Source organism: Cytobacillus praedii, assembly GCF_001439605.1.
GTDB lineage: Bacteria > Bacillota > Bacilli > Bacillales > Cytobacillaceae > Cytobacillus > Cytobacillus praedii.
The window spans coordinates 226,838-240,916 of sequence record NZ_LMBX01000002.1 but is presented as its reverse complement, the minus strand read 5'-3'; the positions used below and the strand labels follow the sequence as shown (position 1 = coordinate 240,916).

Here is a 14,079-nt window from a genome sequence, read left to right as displayed (position 1 = left end):
GTATTTCTGAGAGAAGGCACACCTTTTTCGGAAATGCTTTTTATTTTAGAAAAAATACAAGTGTATCCCCACTTTGCCAAAAAGGATGGTCATTTTGAAATTCATATTTTCTTACCTAGCAATAATAAATATAGCTGATGGAGCTGTTACTTATTGGGGTCTTCAATTCTCTATAATTGAAGAAAGCAATCCTATAATGAGTGGGCTTTATGTTATAAATCCTTTGCTTTTTCTTGGATATAAGTTATTTCTCTCATGTGTTCTTTATGGATTGGTCTTAACAAAGAAACTTCCAACTAATCGATTAATAAAAGCTTTGTCAATTACAGCCTCTATAATCTATACCATCGTTATCGGCTTGCATGGTGTATGGGTGTTGCCATTGATTATTTAGTATTACTAGTAGTAGAAACTTGTAAAATAAAATAAATTGTCAATGACTTAAGCAGGCAATAATAAGTAATATTTTTCGACTTATTTCTACGATTGTTATAATGAATATTCCTTGCAGGCATTTTAAATGTCAATATACGCATAATGCCTTTTTGGAATGAAAGAACAATGTCGAATTAGGGATAAAAAGAGCAGAACAAAAATTTTCTGAATAGACAAAAATCAACACCATTAGTGGTGAATATCATATAAAATTCATAATATAGAATATATTACCTATATATAAGGATATAGAAAAAGGCAAACCTGCTGAAAGGCAGGGACGCAAAGTCACAGGTCTAAGGTATGTTTGATAAATACTAGGATGGCTGGGTTGCCTTAAATACGATTCGTATTTTGGGGGGAACTATGTGGTTGAGATGAAAGTGCTTACGGGGGAATTGGATAAGGAATGGCTAGAGCTGATTATTGAGGCAAAAAAGATTGGAATCGCAAAAGAAGAAATTAAAGAGTTTTTTATGAAAAGCGGGGTTAATGAAATAGTACTTAAAGGGTGAATGTGAGGGGGACAAGTTTTAAGTATTTCTTGCGAGAATTATCTCAACTAAGAAATACTTTTTATTTTAAAATAAAAGGCCATGGAGGCTAATTAATACAGCTCCCCTGACCCTTCTTGTATGTTAAAGTACTTTATTTATTTTGATTTTGATCAATTCGCCATTTATTAAATGCTAAGAACTCTCTAAATTGGTCTTTAGAAACGCCAGAATTCATGGCTTCCTGTACAATTTTCATCCATTCTGAGTCCAATTCTTCTTTATTCGGCTGTTCATGAATTAAATGATCGACAGGGACATTTAACACTGCAGCAATTTTTTCAAGAAATTGAATCGAAGGGTTTGTTTGCAAGTTTCTCTCGAGCGAACTTAAATATGATTTTGCCACGCCAGCTTGTTCGGCAAGCTCGGATAAGGACATTTTCTTTTCCTTTCGTAGTAGTTTAACTCGTTCACCGATCATCCAATCTCACACACCTTACTATAATATGTAATATAATCATACCAAAAAACAACGGGAAGTTCCATATTAAGAACAACAGGTTTGAAAAGATATTAGTATTTTATCATAAATATACGAGCTTCTTTTATAATATCTGTCCGTATAATTAAAAATCTCAAGAAAAAATGCTCTAGGTTAATTGGCTAGAGCATTTTTTGTATGAAATAGCTGCATAATTCCCTTAACCGCTGATTCGGTATTTTCTGCATCGATATGATGAAAGGGCTCGCTATACTCCATTTGTTTATGTGCGTAACGGGGATCATAATAATCTTCAAGAAGAATTTGGATGACAGTTTTGTACTCTCTAATGGACGCTGCTTCGTTAAGAGAAGCAATAATTTCATGGCTCTTTATACGTTTCTTTATGAAAGAAAGACGTTCAACTACCTTTTCGTGAAACCAATCCTCGTGTACATATGGCAAACAATAGTCATTATAAATACGCTCAACCCGTGATCTCATTGAAGCATGTAAATGAATATTGGTACCATGCTGCTTTTTCTTTAAAAGTTCATCAGGTAATACAACCTTACCAATTCGTTTACTTTCAGCCTCGATAATGAAGAAGGGGGAGTCAATCATTTCCGTTAATGATTTAAATAGAAGGGAATCAAACGTTTTTTGATTGTTTCCAGGGAATAACCCGAAAGTACCAAAAATAGACCCTCGATGCCCTGCTAATCCCTCTAAATCAATGACAGGCAATCCTTTATTGTATAAACCCTTTAACACATCCGTTTTACCAACACCTGTCATTCCATGAAGGGTAATTGCCTTATCTGGGAGCAGGGATGGAATTTTCTCAAGAATATATTGTCGATACGCACGATACCCGCCGATAAGCCGAGGAATAGAAAGGCCTGCAAAAGTGATAAACGTGGCTACTGCCTTGCTCCTCATTCCACCTCTCCAGCAGTATATAACCGGTTCAGATCCTTTTTCATGCATAGCTTTAATATCCTTTAAAATCGATGGAATCTTCGGCGAGACTAATTCCATCGCTTTCCACTTTGCGACATCTGCTCCTTCATGTTTATAAATTGTACCAATAATAACCCGCTCTTCATCTGTAAATAATGGAATATTGACGGCTCCTGGAATATGAAATTCTTTAAATTCTCCAGGTGAGCGAACATCAATTGAAACGGCATTATTCAATTGGACGAATTGATCAACAGTAATTTCTCTCATGAGTGTTCCTCCGAATTTACATATATAAAGACTATTTTAGCCCTTAATGTTAATAAAGAAAACCTCCTGTTAAAAATTGCATGCAGACAATGGAAGGTTCATATAATTCTCCTTTTTAGCAAGGTATTAAATCATAAATATTCGATATAGTGAAGGTGGGTCTTTTGAGGGAGGTGATTTCCTATGAAAATAAAATGGTATTTTTTCTTATTTACTATTATGGTGCTTTCTATTATTACTTTCCCCTTTATAAGTAATAAAGATCAAAAGCCTTTGAAAATTGGCATTATTATGATTGGGGATAGCAGATATGAAAAGTTAATCGGCCTTAAAAAAGGGATGAAGGAGTTAGGATATGATGATTGGTCAACCGAATTTTTGGTGAAAAGCGGGAGAGATCAAGAAGCAACACTCGCATCTCAAATTGAAGATTTATTAAATGAAAAGCCAGCATTAATTGTTGCTTTAGGCGGAATAGAAACGTTGAAGTTGAAGGAAATAATGGAAAAGCAGAATATACAAATTCCTGTTGTGTTTGCTGGAGTGGCCGCTCCAAAGGAAATTGGTCTCATCAAGGATTATCGTTCACCTGGAGGTCTCTTTACAGGCATAAATAATTACCATACAAGCTTATCAGGAAAAAGGCTGGAGATCTTCCGTGATTTAGTGCCTTCGATTAGTAGATTTCACATTCTTTATGATGAAGATATTGAAGTGAGTAAACTGAGTCTTGAGAATGTGAAGGCAGCAGCTGAAAGACTTTCATTAGAAATCATCCCATGGAATGTAAGTGATTCAAAAAACTTTTTAAGCGAAATGAAACATAAAATACATCTGAATGATGCGATTTTGGTTATGCCAGGATTTAAGATGGAGTTACTTTCAAAAGAAATTGCTCAGTTTTCAAAGGAATATCATGTACCTGTAATGGGATTATATGAGAATGAAATAGAAGATGGGATTTTAGCAAGCTATGGTACCAGCTATTTTGACCAGGGATACCAATCAGCAAGATTTGTTAGTTCAATTATTCAAGGAAACTCACCAGCAGATATTCCTGTTGAGATGCCTGATAATATCCGATTTATCGTTAATCAAAAAGTAAAATCTGAACTCGGAATTAGCCTTAATAAGGATATTATACATTTGGCAGAGTTTATTAATCCTAATGCAGAAGGGATGAGCCAATAATAATGAAGTCAATCATATATTGGCTACACTCTCAGCCTATGCGAGTGAAAGTATTGGTTTTTGGGATTATTATGTCAACAATTCCGCTTTTATTAATCAGTTATTACTATTATAGCAATGTCAAACCAGATCTTGAAGAAAGAATCATAAGTAAACAAGAATTGGTGCTCCAAAATCTAACAGGTGAAATTGAATTAGAATTTAACCAGATCTTTCAGCAAGTTCAAATGTTTTCGATTATTAATGATAAAGAAGATAAGCAGCCAATATTTTATGATTTATTAATGAAAAATACTTCAATAGAGGAAGTAGTCATTATAAATGAGAGTGGAAGAATAGAGGAAAAGGTTTCTAGATATGATCTTAACATTCTAGAATCTAATGAGCGGTGGTTTTCTGATGAAATGTGGGATGTCTTTCAGTCTGATGACCGCATATATGGGGAGGTAGAGTTTAATCAGTTTGGACAGCCTGTTATGAAGATAGCTTTAGTTTATAGGGAAAATGAACGTAGAAATGCTGTGGGTGTCACAATTCAATTACAAAAAATAATAGGGCAGATATCATCATTAAAACAAGATGATTTATCTTATCTATATTTACTAGACCGTGAAGGGAAAGTAATCGCCCACCAGGACTATAGGAAACTATGGCATCAAAGTCCAGAGGCAGATAACAAGGAAATGTTAGGAGTTAGGGAAGAACTAGTTGATCTAGGCTGGACAATCATAATGGAACAGCCTAAAACAACTGCATACGAGCCAATCAATGATATGTTTATGAAAGGATTAATGGTTGCAGTAATTGTTACACTTTTTGTGAGTTTAATCAGTATTTATGCTGGTCTCTATTTTACAGCTCCAATCGTTCTTCTTGATAAAGAAATGAGGAGATTAAAAGCTGGACATGTTGCTTCACCAATTATATTAAATAGAAATGATGAACTAGGACAACTATCCCAGTCTTTCAATGAAATGAGTCAAGAACTTCAAGAGAAATCATTTCGTTTGAAACAGGAAAAGGAGCGGCTAGATGTTGTTGTTAACGGAATTGGTGCAGGATTAGCACTTGTTACAAAGAATTATGAAGTGACTTGGACGAATCCTTTGCTTGAGAGTTGGATGAGTAAAGAAGAAATTGAATTGCCCTGCTATACATTAATTGGCGGTATGAATACACCTTGTGATAATTGTCCAATAACCTGTCCTGAAATAAATGAAAACGCAGACACAATTATGAGGATGCAAAGAGGGAATCGTGAAGAGCGCCTATTTAGGCATCGAGTTTTTCCGCTTACCCATGCTATAAAGGGGGAAGGGGAGTATTTAATTGTGATTGAAGATGTTACTGAGGAAAAACAAATGGAAGAAAAGATGATTCAAACAGATAAACTTAGTGCGCTAGGTTTAATGGCATCAAGTTTTGCGCATGAAGTGAACAACCCTCTTGCAACGATTCATGTATATGCTGAGGATTTAATTGATCGTCTTGAGCAATATGATGATGATTTAGATGAGGTTGAAATGGCTTTGTATTTAAGAAAAATAAAAGAGAATACAGATCGTTGTAAGAGAATTACAGGAAATCTATTAAATTTTTCCAGAAAATCTAATTGGAAGGTATCACAGTTTGATATAAAAGAAATAATTCAAAACAGTATAAGTTTGGTTGAGTATTCCTTGAAAAAGAAGAATGTCCTTTTAGATGTATCTATACAAGAAGAAATGCCATATATGGCTGGAGATAGTATAAAGCTAATGCAAGTACTAGTGAATTTAATTAATAATTCAATTGATGCAATCAATCAAGATGGGACTGTAGCGATCTCTGCTTTTCAGCAAAATAGGAATTTTGTTTTTAAAATAAAAGATAATGGCTGTGGGATTCCTAATCACGAAATGCAAAAAATCTTTGATCCGTTTTTTACTACAAAGCCAGTCGGAAAAGGGACAGGTTTGGGATTATCTGTTTGTTATGGAATTATAGAGGAATTTGGCGGTACGATTATGGTGGAGAGCAAAGTAGGTAAAGGGACTATGATAATAGTAAGCATTCCAGCTGAAACAAGATTTAAGGAGGACAAGCAATGAATTCAGCTCGATTATTAATTGTTGACGATGAGAAAGACTTACTGGAACTTCTAGTAAAAAGGCTTATTCGAAAAGGTTATGAAGTGAAGTGTGCAGAAACTGCAGAAGATGCTCTCCTATTATTGAAGAAGCACATGTTTGATATAGCGATTTACGATATTCGTTTACCGAAAATGGATGGAATTGAACTTCTAAAGAAAACAAAAATCATTCAGCCTGAGACTGAAATATTAATGTTAACAGGCCATGGAACGATTGAAACAGCGATAGAAGCAATGAAGGTTGGTGCATTTGATTATTTGACCAAACCGTACAATCTCTCAGAACTTGAAATCACCATTCAGAAGGCGGAAGAAAGCAGGAAATTGAAACATAAGAATGATAGTATGAAAGAAATTATTAAGCAGCATAATGAGTTTCAAATTATAGGGGAAAGTCCGATATTTACTGAAGTTCTTGAGCTTACTCGCAGGATTGCTGATAGTAATGTACCAGTTCTTATTGAAGGTGAGAGTGGAACAGGGAAAGAACTGTTTGCAAAAGCTCTTCATTATTGGAGCTGTCGTGCGGATGAACCGTTTGTTGCTGTAAATTCAGCTGCAATACCTGAACAACTATTAGAAAGTGAATTGTTTGGACATGTGAAAGGTGCTTTTACTGGGGCGAATTATGATAAAAAGGGACTAGTTGAAGCGGCAGATGGAGGAACTTTATTTTTGGATGAATTGGGTGAAATGCCAATATTGCTCCAAGTGAAACTACTTAGATTTCTCGAATCAGGTGAATTTAGGCGTGTTGGTGATATAAGGGAAAGAAAAGTGATGGTTCGGGTAGTAGCTGCAACAAATAGAAACATGGAGGATGAAGTGGCTGAAGGTCATTTTCGTGAGGATTTATATTATCGATTAAATGTTGTTAAATTAACAATTCCTCCTCTAAGGGATAGAAAAGAAGATATTCCGCTCTTAATCAATTATTTTATTACTAAAGGGAAAATCCAAGGGAAAAGACTTTCTCCAGAGGCACTTTTTGAATTACAGAATTATGATTTTCAGGGAAATGTCAGGGAACTCCAACATATTATTGAAAGAGGAAATCTATTATCTCGATCCGAACAAATTGAACCTGCAGATTTACTTTTGCCGACCCGGAAATTTGCGCAAATAGAAAAGCTGCAATCATTATGCTCCTTAGAGGAATTGGAAAAGATACATATTGAAGGAGTCTTAAACAATGTAAAATGGAACAAAACGAAGGCAGCTGAAGTTTTGGAAATCAGTGTAAGAAACTTATATCGAAAAATTGATCAATATAAATTAGTTGAGGAATAACACTGACAAAATGGCATATAGCAATTAGTCAAAGCGTGACAAAAAGTCAATTTTTATACGGCGGATAGAAAGAATACTTCTTTCTGTCCGTCTTTTTTTATTTAGAGAATAGGGTTTGCGCATATTTTATAAAAAATATTCGTTTTGGCATGATAGTTGCAAGAGTAATTATGAACATAAATAAAGGATGTGAAGAGATGTTGTCAAACATTGGTATTCCAGGATTAATTCTAATTTTAGTTTTAGCCCTGATTATTTTTGGTCCAAAAAAACTTCCTGAAATTGGAAGGGCTGTTGGACAAACATTAAGGGAATTTAAAAAGTCAGCTCGTGAACTGACAAGTGACATGACTGAGGATGTACAGAAGGATATGGAAGAAGGAAAAGATACAGCATCAAAATAGAAAGGAGTTTATTAATATGGCCATTCATTCGAAAAGTTATTTACAACCTGAAGATTATTCAAAGCTAGCAGATCAATTTGTTCCTAATTCAGATAAAGTACTGGCTACAAGCCCATATGATTCAGAATTAGGGAAGAATATGGCAAGAGATGCTAGAAAGGTGATTAATGGGAAATTAAAGATTGAGGATTTTCATAGGGTGTATTCTGCTTCGCTCATAAAAGAATTTGGTGATCAGTATGCTAGTGGACCTACTGAACCTGGTCGGAACTCTTCAACCTCAGCAGGAACTGGTCCCAAATGGGGGATGGTTATAGATTTAAAAAAATGCGTGGGCTGTGATACATGTACCGTTTCCTGCAAAGCGGAAAATAGAACACCGCCGGGTATGTCTTATAATGTTGTCCTAGAAACGATTAAGGGTGATTATCCGAACTTTTCAATCACTAATCTACCGAAGCCTTGTATGCAATGCGACAATCCTCCATGTGTTCAAGTATGTCCAACAAGAGCGACATATAAAATGGAAAATGGAATCGTCATCATTGATAATGATCGCTGTATCGGCTGTAGGTACTGCATGGTAGCTTGTCCATATGGATCAAGATCTTATGATTTCGGAAATAGTTATGAACAAGAAATGGTCGGATATAATGACGTAACAAGTCCTGAATATGGAATTGAGCGGGGAAAACGCAAAAAAGGAGCTGTTCCTGAAGAAACGGTAAGGAAATGCAGTTTTTGTTATCATCGCCTCCAGCGTGGTGAAGAGCCTGCATGTGTGGAAACTTGCATTGGAGATGCCCGATATTTTGGAGATATGAGTGATCCGAATAGTGTAGTTTCAAAGCTTGCCGCAAGTCCTAGAGCATTTCGGTTAAAAGAAGAGTTAGGTACAAAGCCAAGAGTTGTGTATTTAAGATAACGGAGCATTATTTGAGTACCAAAAGGAGGAGTGAATTTTATGAGTACGAAGGCAAACTTAGCTAACAATATGCTCACCCCTGAACATAAGAAAAGGAAACTTGAAAAAATATACTGGATTTCCTTATTCATTGTATTTGGTATAGGGGTGTATTCAATAATTACCGGCTATTTTATGCAAGGAATGGAGTCTACTTATCTATCTAATATTGTACCATGGGGCGGTTGGATTGCTTTTTATATTTATTTTATTGGTTTAAGTGCTGGTTCATTCTTATTATCTACATTAGTTTATGGATTTGGTATGGAAAAATTTGAAAAAATCGGTAGAGCTGCATTACTTTCTGCGATTGTTTGTATGATTACTGGTATTCTATTTGTTTTTTTGGATATTGGTCGTCCAGATCACGTCATGAATGCTGTAATCTATTGGAATGTAACGAGTACCATGTCATGGGAAATTCATTTCTATATCGTCTACCTAATTCTATTAGTAGTTGAATTGTATTTTTCTATGAGAAATGATCTTGTAAAAGTAGCAAAAAGCAAAAATTTCAAAGGGAAACTATCAAGATTCCTCATTTTCAATAAACAGGAATATACGGATATTGATAAAGGAAAGGATAAAAAGCGCTTGAAAATAATGGGTATTATTGGAATCCCGCTTGCGATTTTTGGGGTTCATGGTGGAACAGGTTCCATCTTTGCAGTTCTAAAAGCACAGCCTTATTTAAATTCTGCACTGTTCCCATTAATTTTTATTATATCTGCGTTAGTATCTGGCACAGCATTATCCATTGCAATCTATGTGATTAAATGTAAAGTGAAAAAACAACAGGCAGATCATTCAATGATTCGTTCCTTGGGAAGTATGCTCGCCCTATTTATCGGAATTGAAATTATCATGGTCTGGTATGAATTTTTAGTTGGATTCTATGGGTTAGAGCATGAAGAAATTGGAACGCTTCAATTAATAATGGGCAGTCCTTATTCATGGTCTTTCTGGATCTTTCAAATGGGATTTGCCTTGTTGTTCCCGCTTATCCTATTAGTAATCAAAAAAACACGAGAATCAATTAATTGGATTCTAGGTGCTTCTGTTATGGTACTAATTGGTGTAGTTGGGGTACGTTTCAATATGGTAATACCAACGTTAATAATGCCAAAAATCGATGGAATGCCTTATGGAAATTATTATATGAATCTTTCTGAGTGGTTAACATCTTTTGGAGTCATTGCCATGTGTCTCATTCTTTATACAATTGGTGAGAAACTATTTCCAATAGATGAACTAGACTCTCACGAAAAGGGAGTGAGTAAACATGAGTAAGGAAAAAATGAATCGAAGAGGTTTTCTAAAAGCACTAGGATCAATTGGTGCGGTTGCAATAATAGGTCCTGCATTTATTGGCCCAGTAAAACAGGTCATTAACGGAGTATGGGTAGATGAAGAACATGGTGTTGGTCTTGATTATCAAGATTATACAGCTGAAAATGTCATTTTTACATCGTGTCAGCAATGCAATTCCACTTGTACGATTAAAGCTTATATTGTTGCTGGAAGTGCTGGAGGAGCATACACATCGATTATTAGAAAAATTGCTGGAAATCAATATAGCCCGATAAACATGGTCCCTTACGGTCATATAAACTATGATACTCCACTTGAACAAGCGGTAAAAGGAACTGGAGATGTAGCTAGAAGTGGCAGAGGATTCCGTGGGGGACGTACTTGCTTAAAAGGACAAGCTGGAATACAAACTGCATATGATACATTTCGTGTACAGCATCCATTAAAAAGAGTGGGTGAACGAGGAAGCGGAATATGGAAAACACTAACTTGGGAAGAAGCCTATAAAGAAATTCTAGAAGGAAGCAAGGAATTAAAAACTCCATCCTTGAAAGAGTTATGGGCATTTGCTCCAGAAGAAAAAGTCATGGCTGACTGGGATAAAGTGAAAACAGGGGAAATGGAAAAATCAGCTTTTGATAAAAAATATCAAGATATATTAATCGATACAAATCATCCTGATTTAGGACCAAAATCGAATCAAATTGCAATTATGGCTGGGCATCGAAGGGATTTCATTGAACGTTTAGCAACGAAAAGCTTAGGTACAGCTAATTACTATGACCATGGTGGGTATTGCGGAATCACGAGTGTGATGGGCAACGTTCGTTCTTTCGATGCAACAAAACAGAAAAAACGGATGATCCCAGACTATGAGAAAGTAGAATATGTATTAGTATGGGGTACAAATCCTATGACAGCAAACCGTGGTCCTACTACATTTGCACCACAAATTACAAATGCAATAGAACGTGGGATGAAAATGGTTGTTATTGATCCCCGCTATAGTAAGACAGCTGAAAAAGCAGATGTATGGGTTCCGGTAAAACCAGGTGGCGATGGTGCACTTGCAATGGCCATGTGCAGATGGATTATTGAGAATAAACGTTATGATGAAATATACTTGCGAAACCCGAATGAAGGAGCTGCACATTTAGATAATGAACCAACATGGAGTGATGCGTCTTATCTTGTTAATGTTGGAGATCCGAAAAGACCGTTTTTAAGAGCGAAGGATTTAGGATTAGGTGAAGACGAATTTGTTGTTCTTGAGAAAGGAAATCCTGTTCCGCATACAAAGGGGACAGATGGTGATCTAGAGGTAAATACAACAATCAATGGAATGAAGGTGAAATCTACTTTTACCATTTTCAAGGAGAAGGCGTTTGAAAAAACATTAGAGGAATATTCGGCTCAGTGTGATGTATCTGTAGATGTGATTACCCAAATAGCGAAAGAGTTTACTTCACATGGCAAGAAAGTGGGGATTCACTCCTATCGTGGACCAGCCATGCATACGAATGGATATTACAGCAGCCGTGCGATAAATATGCTCAACCATTTAGTAGGCAATCATGATTGGGTAGGAGGCGACACTGCATTAGGTGCAAAATATAAAACAACTGAAGGACGATATGATTTAGCTTCTGTACCAAATCCAAACATTTCTTGGGGAATACCAGTTACTCGTCATAAAACACCGTATGAAAAAACAACATTATTCGAAAAAGATGGCTATCCAGCTAAAAGACCTTGGTATCCTCTAGGGAACAAACTTATTCAAGATGTTCTCCCGAGTGCTGCAGAGGGTTATCCGTATAAGATTAAAGCGCTTATCATGAACCGGACATCTCCAATTATGTCTGGCCCAAGGTCAGATATGCAGGAGAAATTCTTAAAAGATACAAAAGTAGTCGAACTTGTTGTATCCTCTGATATTGTAATTGGTGAATCAACAAAATATGCTGATTTTATTTTGCCTGATTTATCCTACTTAGAGAGCTGGAATACAGAGGCAATTTTCCCTATATTGAAATATAAATTTGCAAGTGTTATTCAGCCGGTAACTAGAGTTGTACCAAATGCAAGACAGACAGAACAAGTATATATCGATCTCTTGAAAGAAATGGGATTGCCAGGTGTTGGGGATAACGCGCTTGCTGATGGATCTCCAATTAATAGTCCTGAAGATTATTATTTAAAAATGGTTGCGAATATTGCCTTCGATGGAAAGCAGGCAGTAAAGGATGCAAGTCAACAAGAAATGGTGATTTTCGAGAAAGCTAGGAAACTCGCACTGGGGAAATATTTTGATATAAATAGGCTGAAAAGTTCTGTTAAACCAGATGAATGGAAAAAGGTTGTATATGTCCTAAATCGTGGTGGAAGATACGAGGCTCAGGGAGATGAACATATTGGACCGCATATTAAATACCAATGGGCGAATCTAGTTCATTTCTATGATGAAAAAGCCGCAGGATTTAAAAGCTCCTATACAGGTAAGTTTTTTGAGGGAGTGGCTTTTTCAGATGAAATTAGGAAATATAATGGTGAGGTATATAAATCCAATAAGTCATTTCAGTTTATTAACTGGAAATCAAGGAATATGGGAACACATCGAAATGAAAGTAACGCGTGGCTTCGTGAAGTTCGAGACGAGAATTATTTATGGATGAACCCGACAGATGCAAAGAAAAAAGGCATTAAAACGGCTGATTTTGTCCATATCATTTCCAACAGTACGAAAGAAAAAGCAAGGGTACTCGTCACACCAGGGATAAAACCAGGAGTTGTAGGTGCAAACTTTAGCTTTGGTCACTATGCATACGGTTCAAGTGAGGAAAAAATTGATGGGAAAATAATAAAACCGGCAGAGAAGTATGGTCACCTCCCATTTAATACGAATACACCAATGCATGAAGAATCAGGTTATTCAAGAGGACGAGGACAAGGATTCTCTGTAAATGCTCTAGCTGATAAGGATGATAGTTATTTTGAAGGATTTTTAGCGGACCTATTAATTGGAGGGCCAGCCCAGCAGGATGTTTTTGTTGATATTGAAAAAGTCTTAATATAAAAGGTGATCATGATGGAGATGTCGAAAGAGGAACGATATGGTCAACTTGTCTTAACCAATATTTTGTCATGTGTTTGGCTAGGAGAATGGGATCGGTATGAAGAAACTTTTCGAAATATGGATAAAGAATTGATAAAGAACTTCCCTTTCCACACTTATTATAGGAGAGAGGAAGTGAGTTTATGGTATGAGAATCATTTTTTAATTCCAGGTGACTATTTTGTCTCGCCTTACTTTTCCTCTTATATTAAAAAGGGGCATGATGAACACGAGGAACGGAAGAAGGATCTGCTTTGTCTGATTGGTTTATATGAGAAGATTGGTTTCTTATATCCGCTTGAAAAAGAGATTTATCCAGATCATTTTGGATGCATTACTGCTTTTCTTAGTTCTGTAATCCAAGAAAGCATAAAAGCTGATGCTGAAAAGGATGAAGAGTATAAAAGCAAGCTTACTGAATTAAATCATTATATAATTGGCCGTTATATTTTCCCGATTCTGCAAGTACTGAAGAAGAATGCAGAGCCAAAGATTAAGCATCCATTTTTTAAAGAATTTCTAAATTTTTATATTCAGATTATGACAGAGGAAATAGGTAATGCTGCTTGAAAAAATAAGATGATAGTAAAAATACAGCCTAAAAAAGGCTGTATTTTTACTTGTTTTTCCTAAGACTGCCGAGTTCCTCTACTAATGCTTGCATTTCATTAGGACTAAAGGAGTTCTTTTTCATCACAAGATCGTAAATATCTTTTAATTCCTCATACATTTCTTCATCGAAATGCGATGGTTTAATGGCTCCCAAATTTAATACCTTCAGCTTATTCTTAATCTCTTCAATCATGTACTCCACATTCTCAGTTGACTTTATAGTAAGATTCACCTAGACATCCCCTCCCAGAATTATCATATTCAGCTTGTAACGTAAGTATTAATGTTTTTTTATGAAGATAAATGTGTAGCGCAAGCGGTATCGACTATCAAACTTCAGGTTTCTTCCCAACGATAAGTCAAGCACAAATGCGCTATCGCTCTTCGTGTTTCCTTTATCGAAAGAACCGGTCCT

General features: G+C 35.9%; 13 protein-coding genes and 1 riboswitch. Of the genes, 10 read left to right on the top strand and 3 right to left on the bottom strand.

Annotated features, from left to right (window positions below; all coding sequences use genetic code 11):
- The first annotated feature begins 94 nt into the window (after positions 1-94).
- Positions 95-394, top strand: a complete 300-nt coding sequence (locus tag ASU02_RS03055) for a DUF5658 family protein (RefSeq protein ID WP_057760860.1) — start codon at positions 95-97, stop codon at positions 392-394.
- Between the two features lie 288 nt (positions 395-682).
- Positions 683-774, top strand: a riboswitch (cyclic di-GMP riboswitch).
- 38 nt (positions 775-812) lie between these two features.
- A complete protein-coding gene (locus tag ASU02_RS25655) occupies positions 813-950 on the top strand; it encodes an anti-repressor SinI family protein (RefSeq protein WP_082631688.1) in 138 nt (45 codons plus the stop codon).
- Positions 951-1,083: 133 nt separating this feature from the next.
- On the opposite strand, the gene ASU02_RS03050 is transcribed toward ASU02_RS25655, so the two are convergent.
- The gene (locus ASU02_RS03050; protein WP_057760858.1) at positions 1,084-1,413 is read right to left on the bottom strand and encodes a helix-turn-helix domain-containing protein; all 330 of its coding nucleotides are present in this window, start codon (positions 1,411-1,413) and stop codon (positions 1,084-1,086) included.
- Positions 1,414-1,587: 174 nt separating this feature from the next.
- Positions 1,588-2,646, bottom strand: a complete 1,059-nt coding sequence (gene mnmH / locus ASU02_RS03045; RefSeq protein ID WP_057760856.1) for a tRNA 2-selenouridine(34) synthase MnmH — start codon at positions 2,644-2,646, stop codon at positions 1,588-1,590.
- 183 nt (positions 2,647-2,829) lie between these two features.
- Between mnmH and ASU02_RS03040 the strand changes: the two genes are divergently transcribed.
- The 8 genes from ASU02_RS03040 (at position 2,830) to ASU02_RS03005 (ending at position 13,622) form a co-directional block, all read left to right on the top strand.
- On the top strand, positions 2,830-3,837 hold the full coding sequence (locus ASU02_RS03040) for an ABC transporter substrate-binding protein (RefSeq protein ID WP_057760853.1): 1,008 nt from the start codon (positions 2,830-2,832) through the stop codon (positions 3,835-3,837).
- 2 nt (positions 3,838-3,839) lie between these two features.
- Positions 3,840-5,927: a sensor histidine kinase gene (locus ASU02_RS03035; protein ID WP_057760851.1), complete on the top strand. Its 2,088-nt coding sequence runs from the start codon at positions 3,840-3,842 to the stop codon at positions 5,925-5,927.
- Positions 5,924-7,258 carry a sigma-54-dependent transcriptional regulator gene (locus tag ASU02_RS03030; RefSeq protein WP_057760849.1) on the top strand — a complete coding sequence of 445 codons (1,335 nt, stop codon included), beginning with the start codon at positions 5,924-5,926 and terminating at the stop codon, positions 7,256-7,258. The genes ASU02_RS03035 and ASU02_RS03030 overlap by 4 nt, the downstream gene beginning before the upstream one ends.
- Before the next feature lie 197 nt (positions 7,259-7,455).
- The gene (gene tatA, locus ASU02_RS03025) at positions 7,456-7,662 is read left to right on the top strand and encodes a twin-arginine translocase TatA/TatE family subunit (RefSeq protein ID WP_057760847.1); all 207 of its coding nucleotides are present in this window, start codon (positions 7,456-7,458) and stop codon (positions 7,660-7,662) included.
- Between the two features lie 16 nt (positions 7,663-7,678).
- Positions 7,679-8,587 carry a 4Fe-4S dicluster domain-containing protein gene (locus tag ASU02_RS03020; protein ID WP_057760845.1) on the top strand — a complete coding sequence of 303 codons (909 nt, stop codon included), beginning with the start codon at positions 7,679-7,681 and terminating at the stop codon, positions 8,585-8,587.
- A gap of 39 nt (positions 8,588-8,626) precedes the next feature.
- Positions 8,627-9,916 carry an NrfD/PsrC family molybdoenzyme membrane anchor subunit gene (gene nrfD, locus ASU02_RS03015; protein ID WP_057760843.1) on the top strand — a complete coding sequence of 430 codons (1,290 nt, stop codon included), beginning with the start codon at positions 8,627-8,629 and terminating at the stop codon, positions 9,914-9,916.
- Complete coding sequence (locus ASU02_RS03010) at positions 9,909-13,013, top strand: molybdopterin-dependent oxidoreductase (RefSeq protein WP_057760841.1); 3,105 nt, start codon at positions 9,909-9,911, stop codon at positions 13,011-13,013. Before nrfD ends, ASU02_RS03010 begins: the two co-directional genes overlap by 8 nt.
- A 12-nt stretch (positions 13,014-13,025) precedes the next feature.
- Positions 13,026-13,622 carry a molecular chaperone TorD family protein gene (locus ASU02_RS03005; RefSeq protein ID WP_057760839.1) on the top strand — a complete coding sequence of 199 codons (597 nt, stop codon included), beginning with the start codon at positions 13,026-13,028 and terminating at the stop codon, positions 13,620-13,622.
- A gap of 46 nt (positions 13,623-13,668) precedes the next feature.
- Here ASU02_RS03005 and ASU02_RS03000 read toward each other — a convergent pair whose 3' ends face one another.
- The gene (locus ASU02_RS03000; RefSeq protein WP_053479034.1) at positions 13,669-13,896 is read right to left on the bottom strand and encodes a DUF1128 domain-containing protein; all 228 of its coding nucleotides are present in this window, start codon (positions 13,894-13,896) and stop codon (positions 13,669-13,671) included.
- Positions 13,897-14,079: the final 183 nt, after the last annotated feature.

Excerpts from the sequence above, each read along its gene's own strand:
- ASU02_RS03035 (WP_057760851.1), top strand. The coding sequence starts at position 3,840 with ATGAAGTCAATCATATATTGGCTACACTCTCAGCCTATGCGAGTGAAA.
- ASU02_RS03005 (WP_057760839.1), top strand. The coding sequence starts at position 13,026 with ATGGAGATGTCGAAAGAGGAACGATATGGTCAACTTGTCTTAACCAAT.
- mnmH (WP_057760856.1), bottom strand. The coding sequence starts at position 2,646 with ATGAGAGAAATTACTGTTGATCAATTCGTCCAATTGAATAATGCCGTT.
- nrfD (WP_057760843.1), top strand. The coding sequence starts at position 8,627 with ATGAGTACGAAGGCAAACTTAGCTAACAATATGCTCACCCCTGAACAT.
- ASU02_RS25655 (WP_082631688.1), top strand. The coding sequence starts at position 813 with ATGAAAGTGCTTACGGGGGAATTGGATAAGGAATGGCTAGAGCTGATT.
- ASU02_RS03040 (WP_057760853.1), top strand. The coding sequence starts at position 2,830 with ATGAAAATAAAATGGTATTTTTTCTTATTTACTATTATGGTGCTTTCT.
- ASU02_RS03020 (WP_057760845.1), top strand. The coding sequence starts at position 7,679 with ATGGCCATTCATTCGAAAAGTTATTTACAACCTGAAGATTATTCAAAG.
- ASU02_RS03030 (WP_057760849.1), top strand. The coding sequence starts at position 5,924 with ATGAATTCAGCTCGATTATTAATTGTTGACGATGAGAAAGACTTACTG.
- ASU02_RS03050 (WP_057760858.1), bottom strand. The coding sequence starts at position 1,413 with ATGATCGGTGAACGAGTTAAACTACTACGAAAGGAAAAGAAAATGTCC.
- ASU02_RS03010 (WP_057760841.1), top strand. The coding sequence starts at position 9,909 with ATGAGTAAGGAAAAAATGAATCGAAGAGGTTTTCTAAAAGCACTAGGA.
- tatA (WP_057760847.1), top strand. The coding sequence starts at position 7,456 with ATGTTGTCAAACATTGGTATTCCAGGATTAATTCTAATTTTAGTTTTA.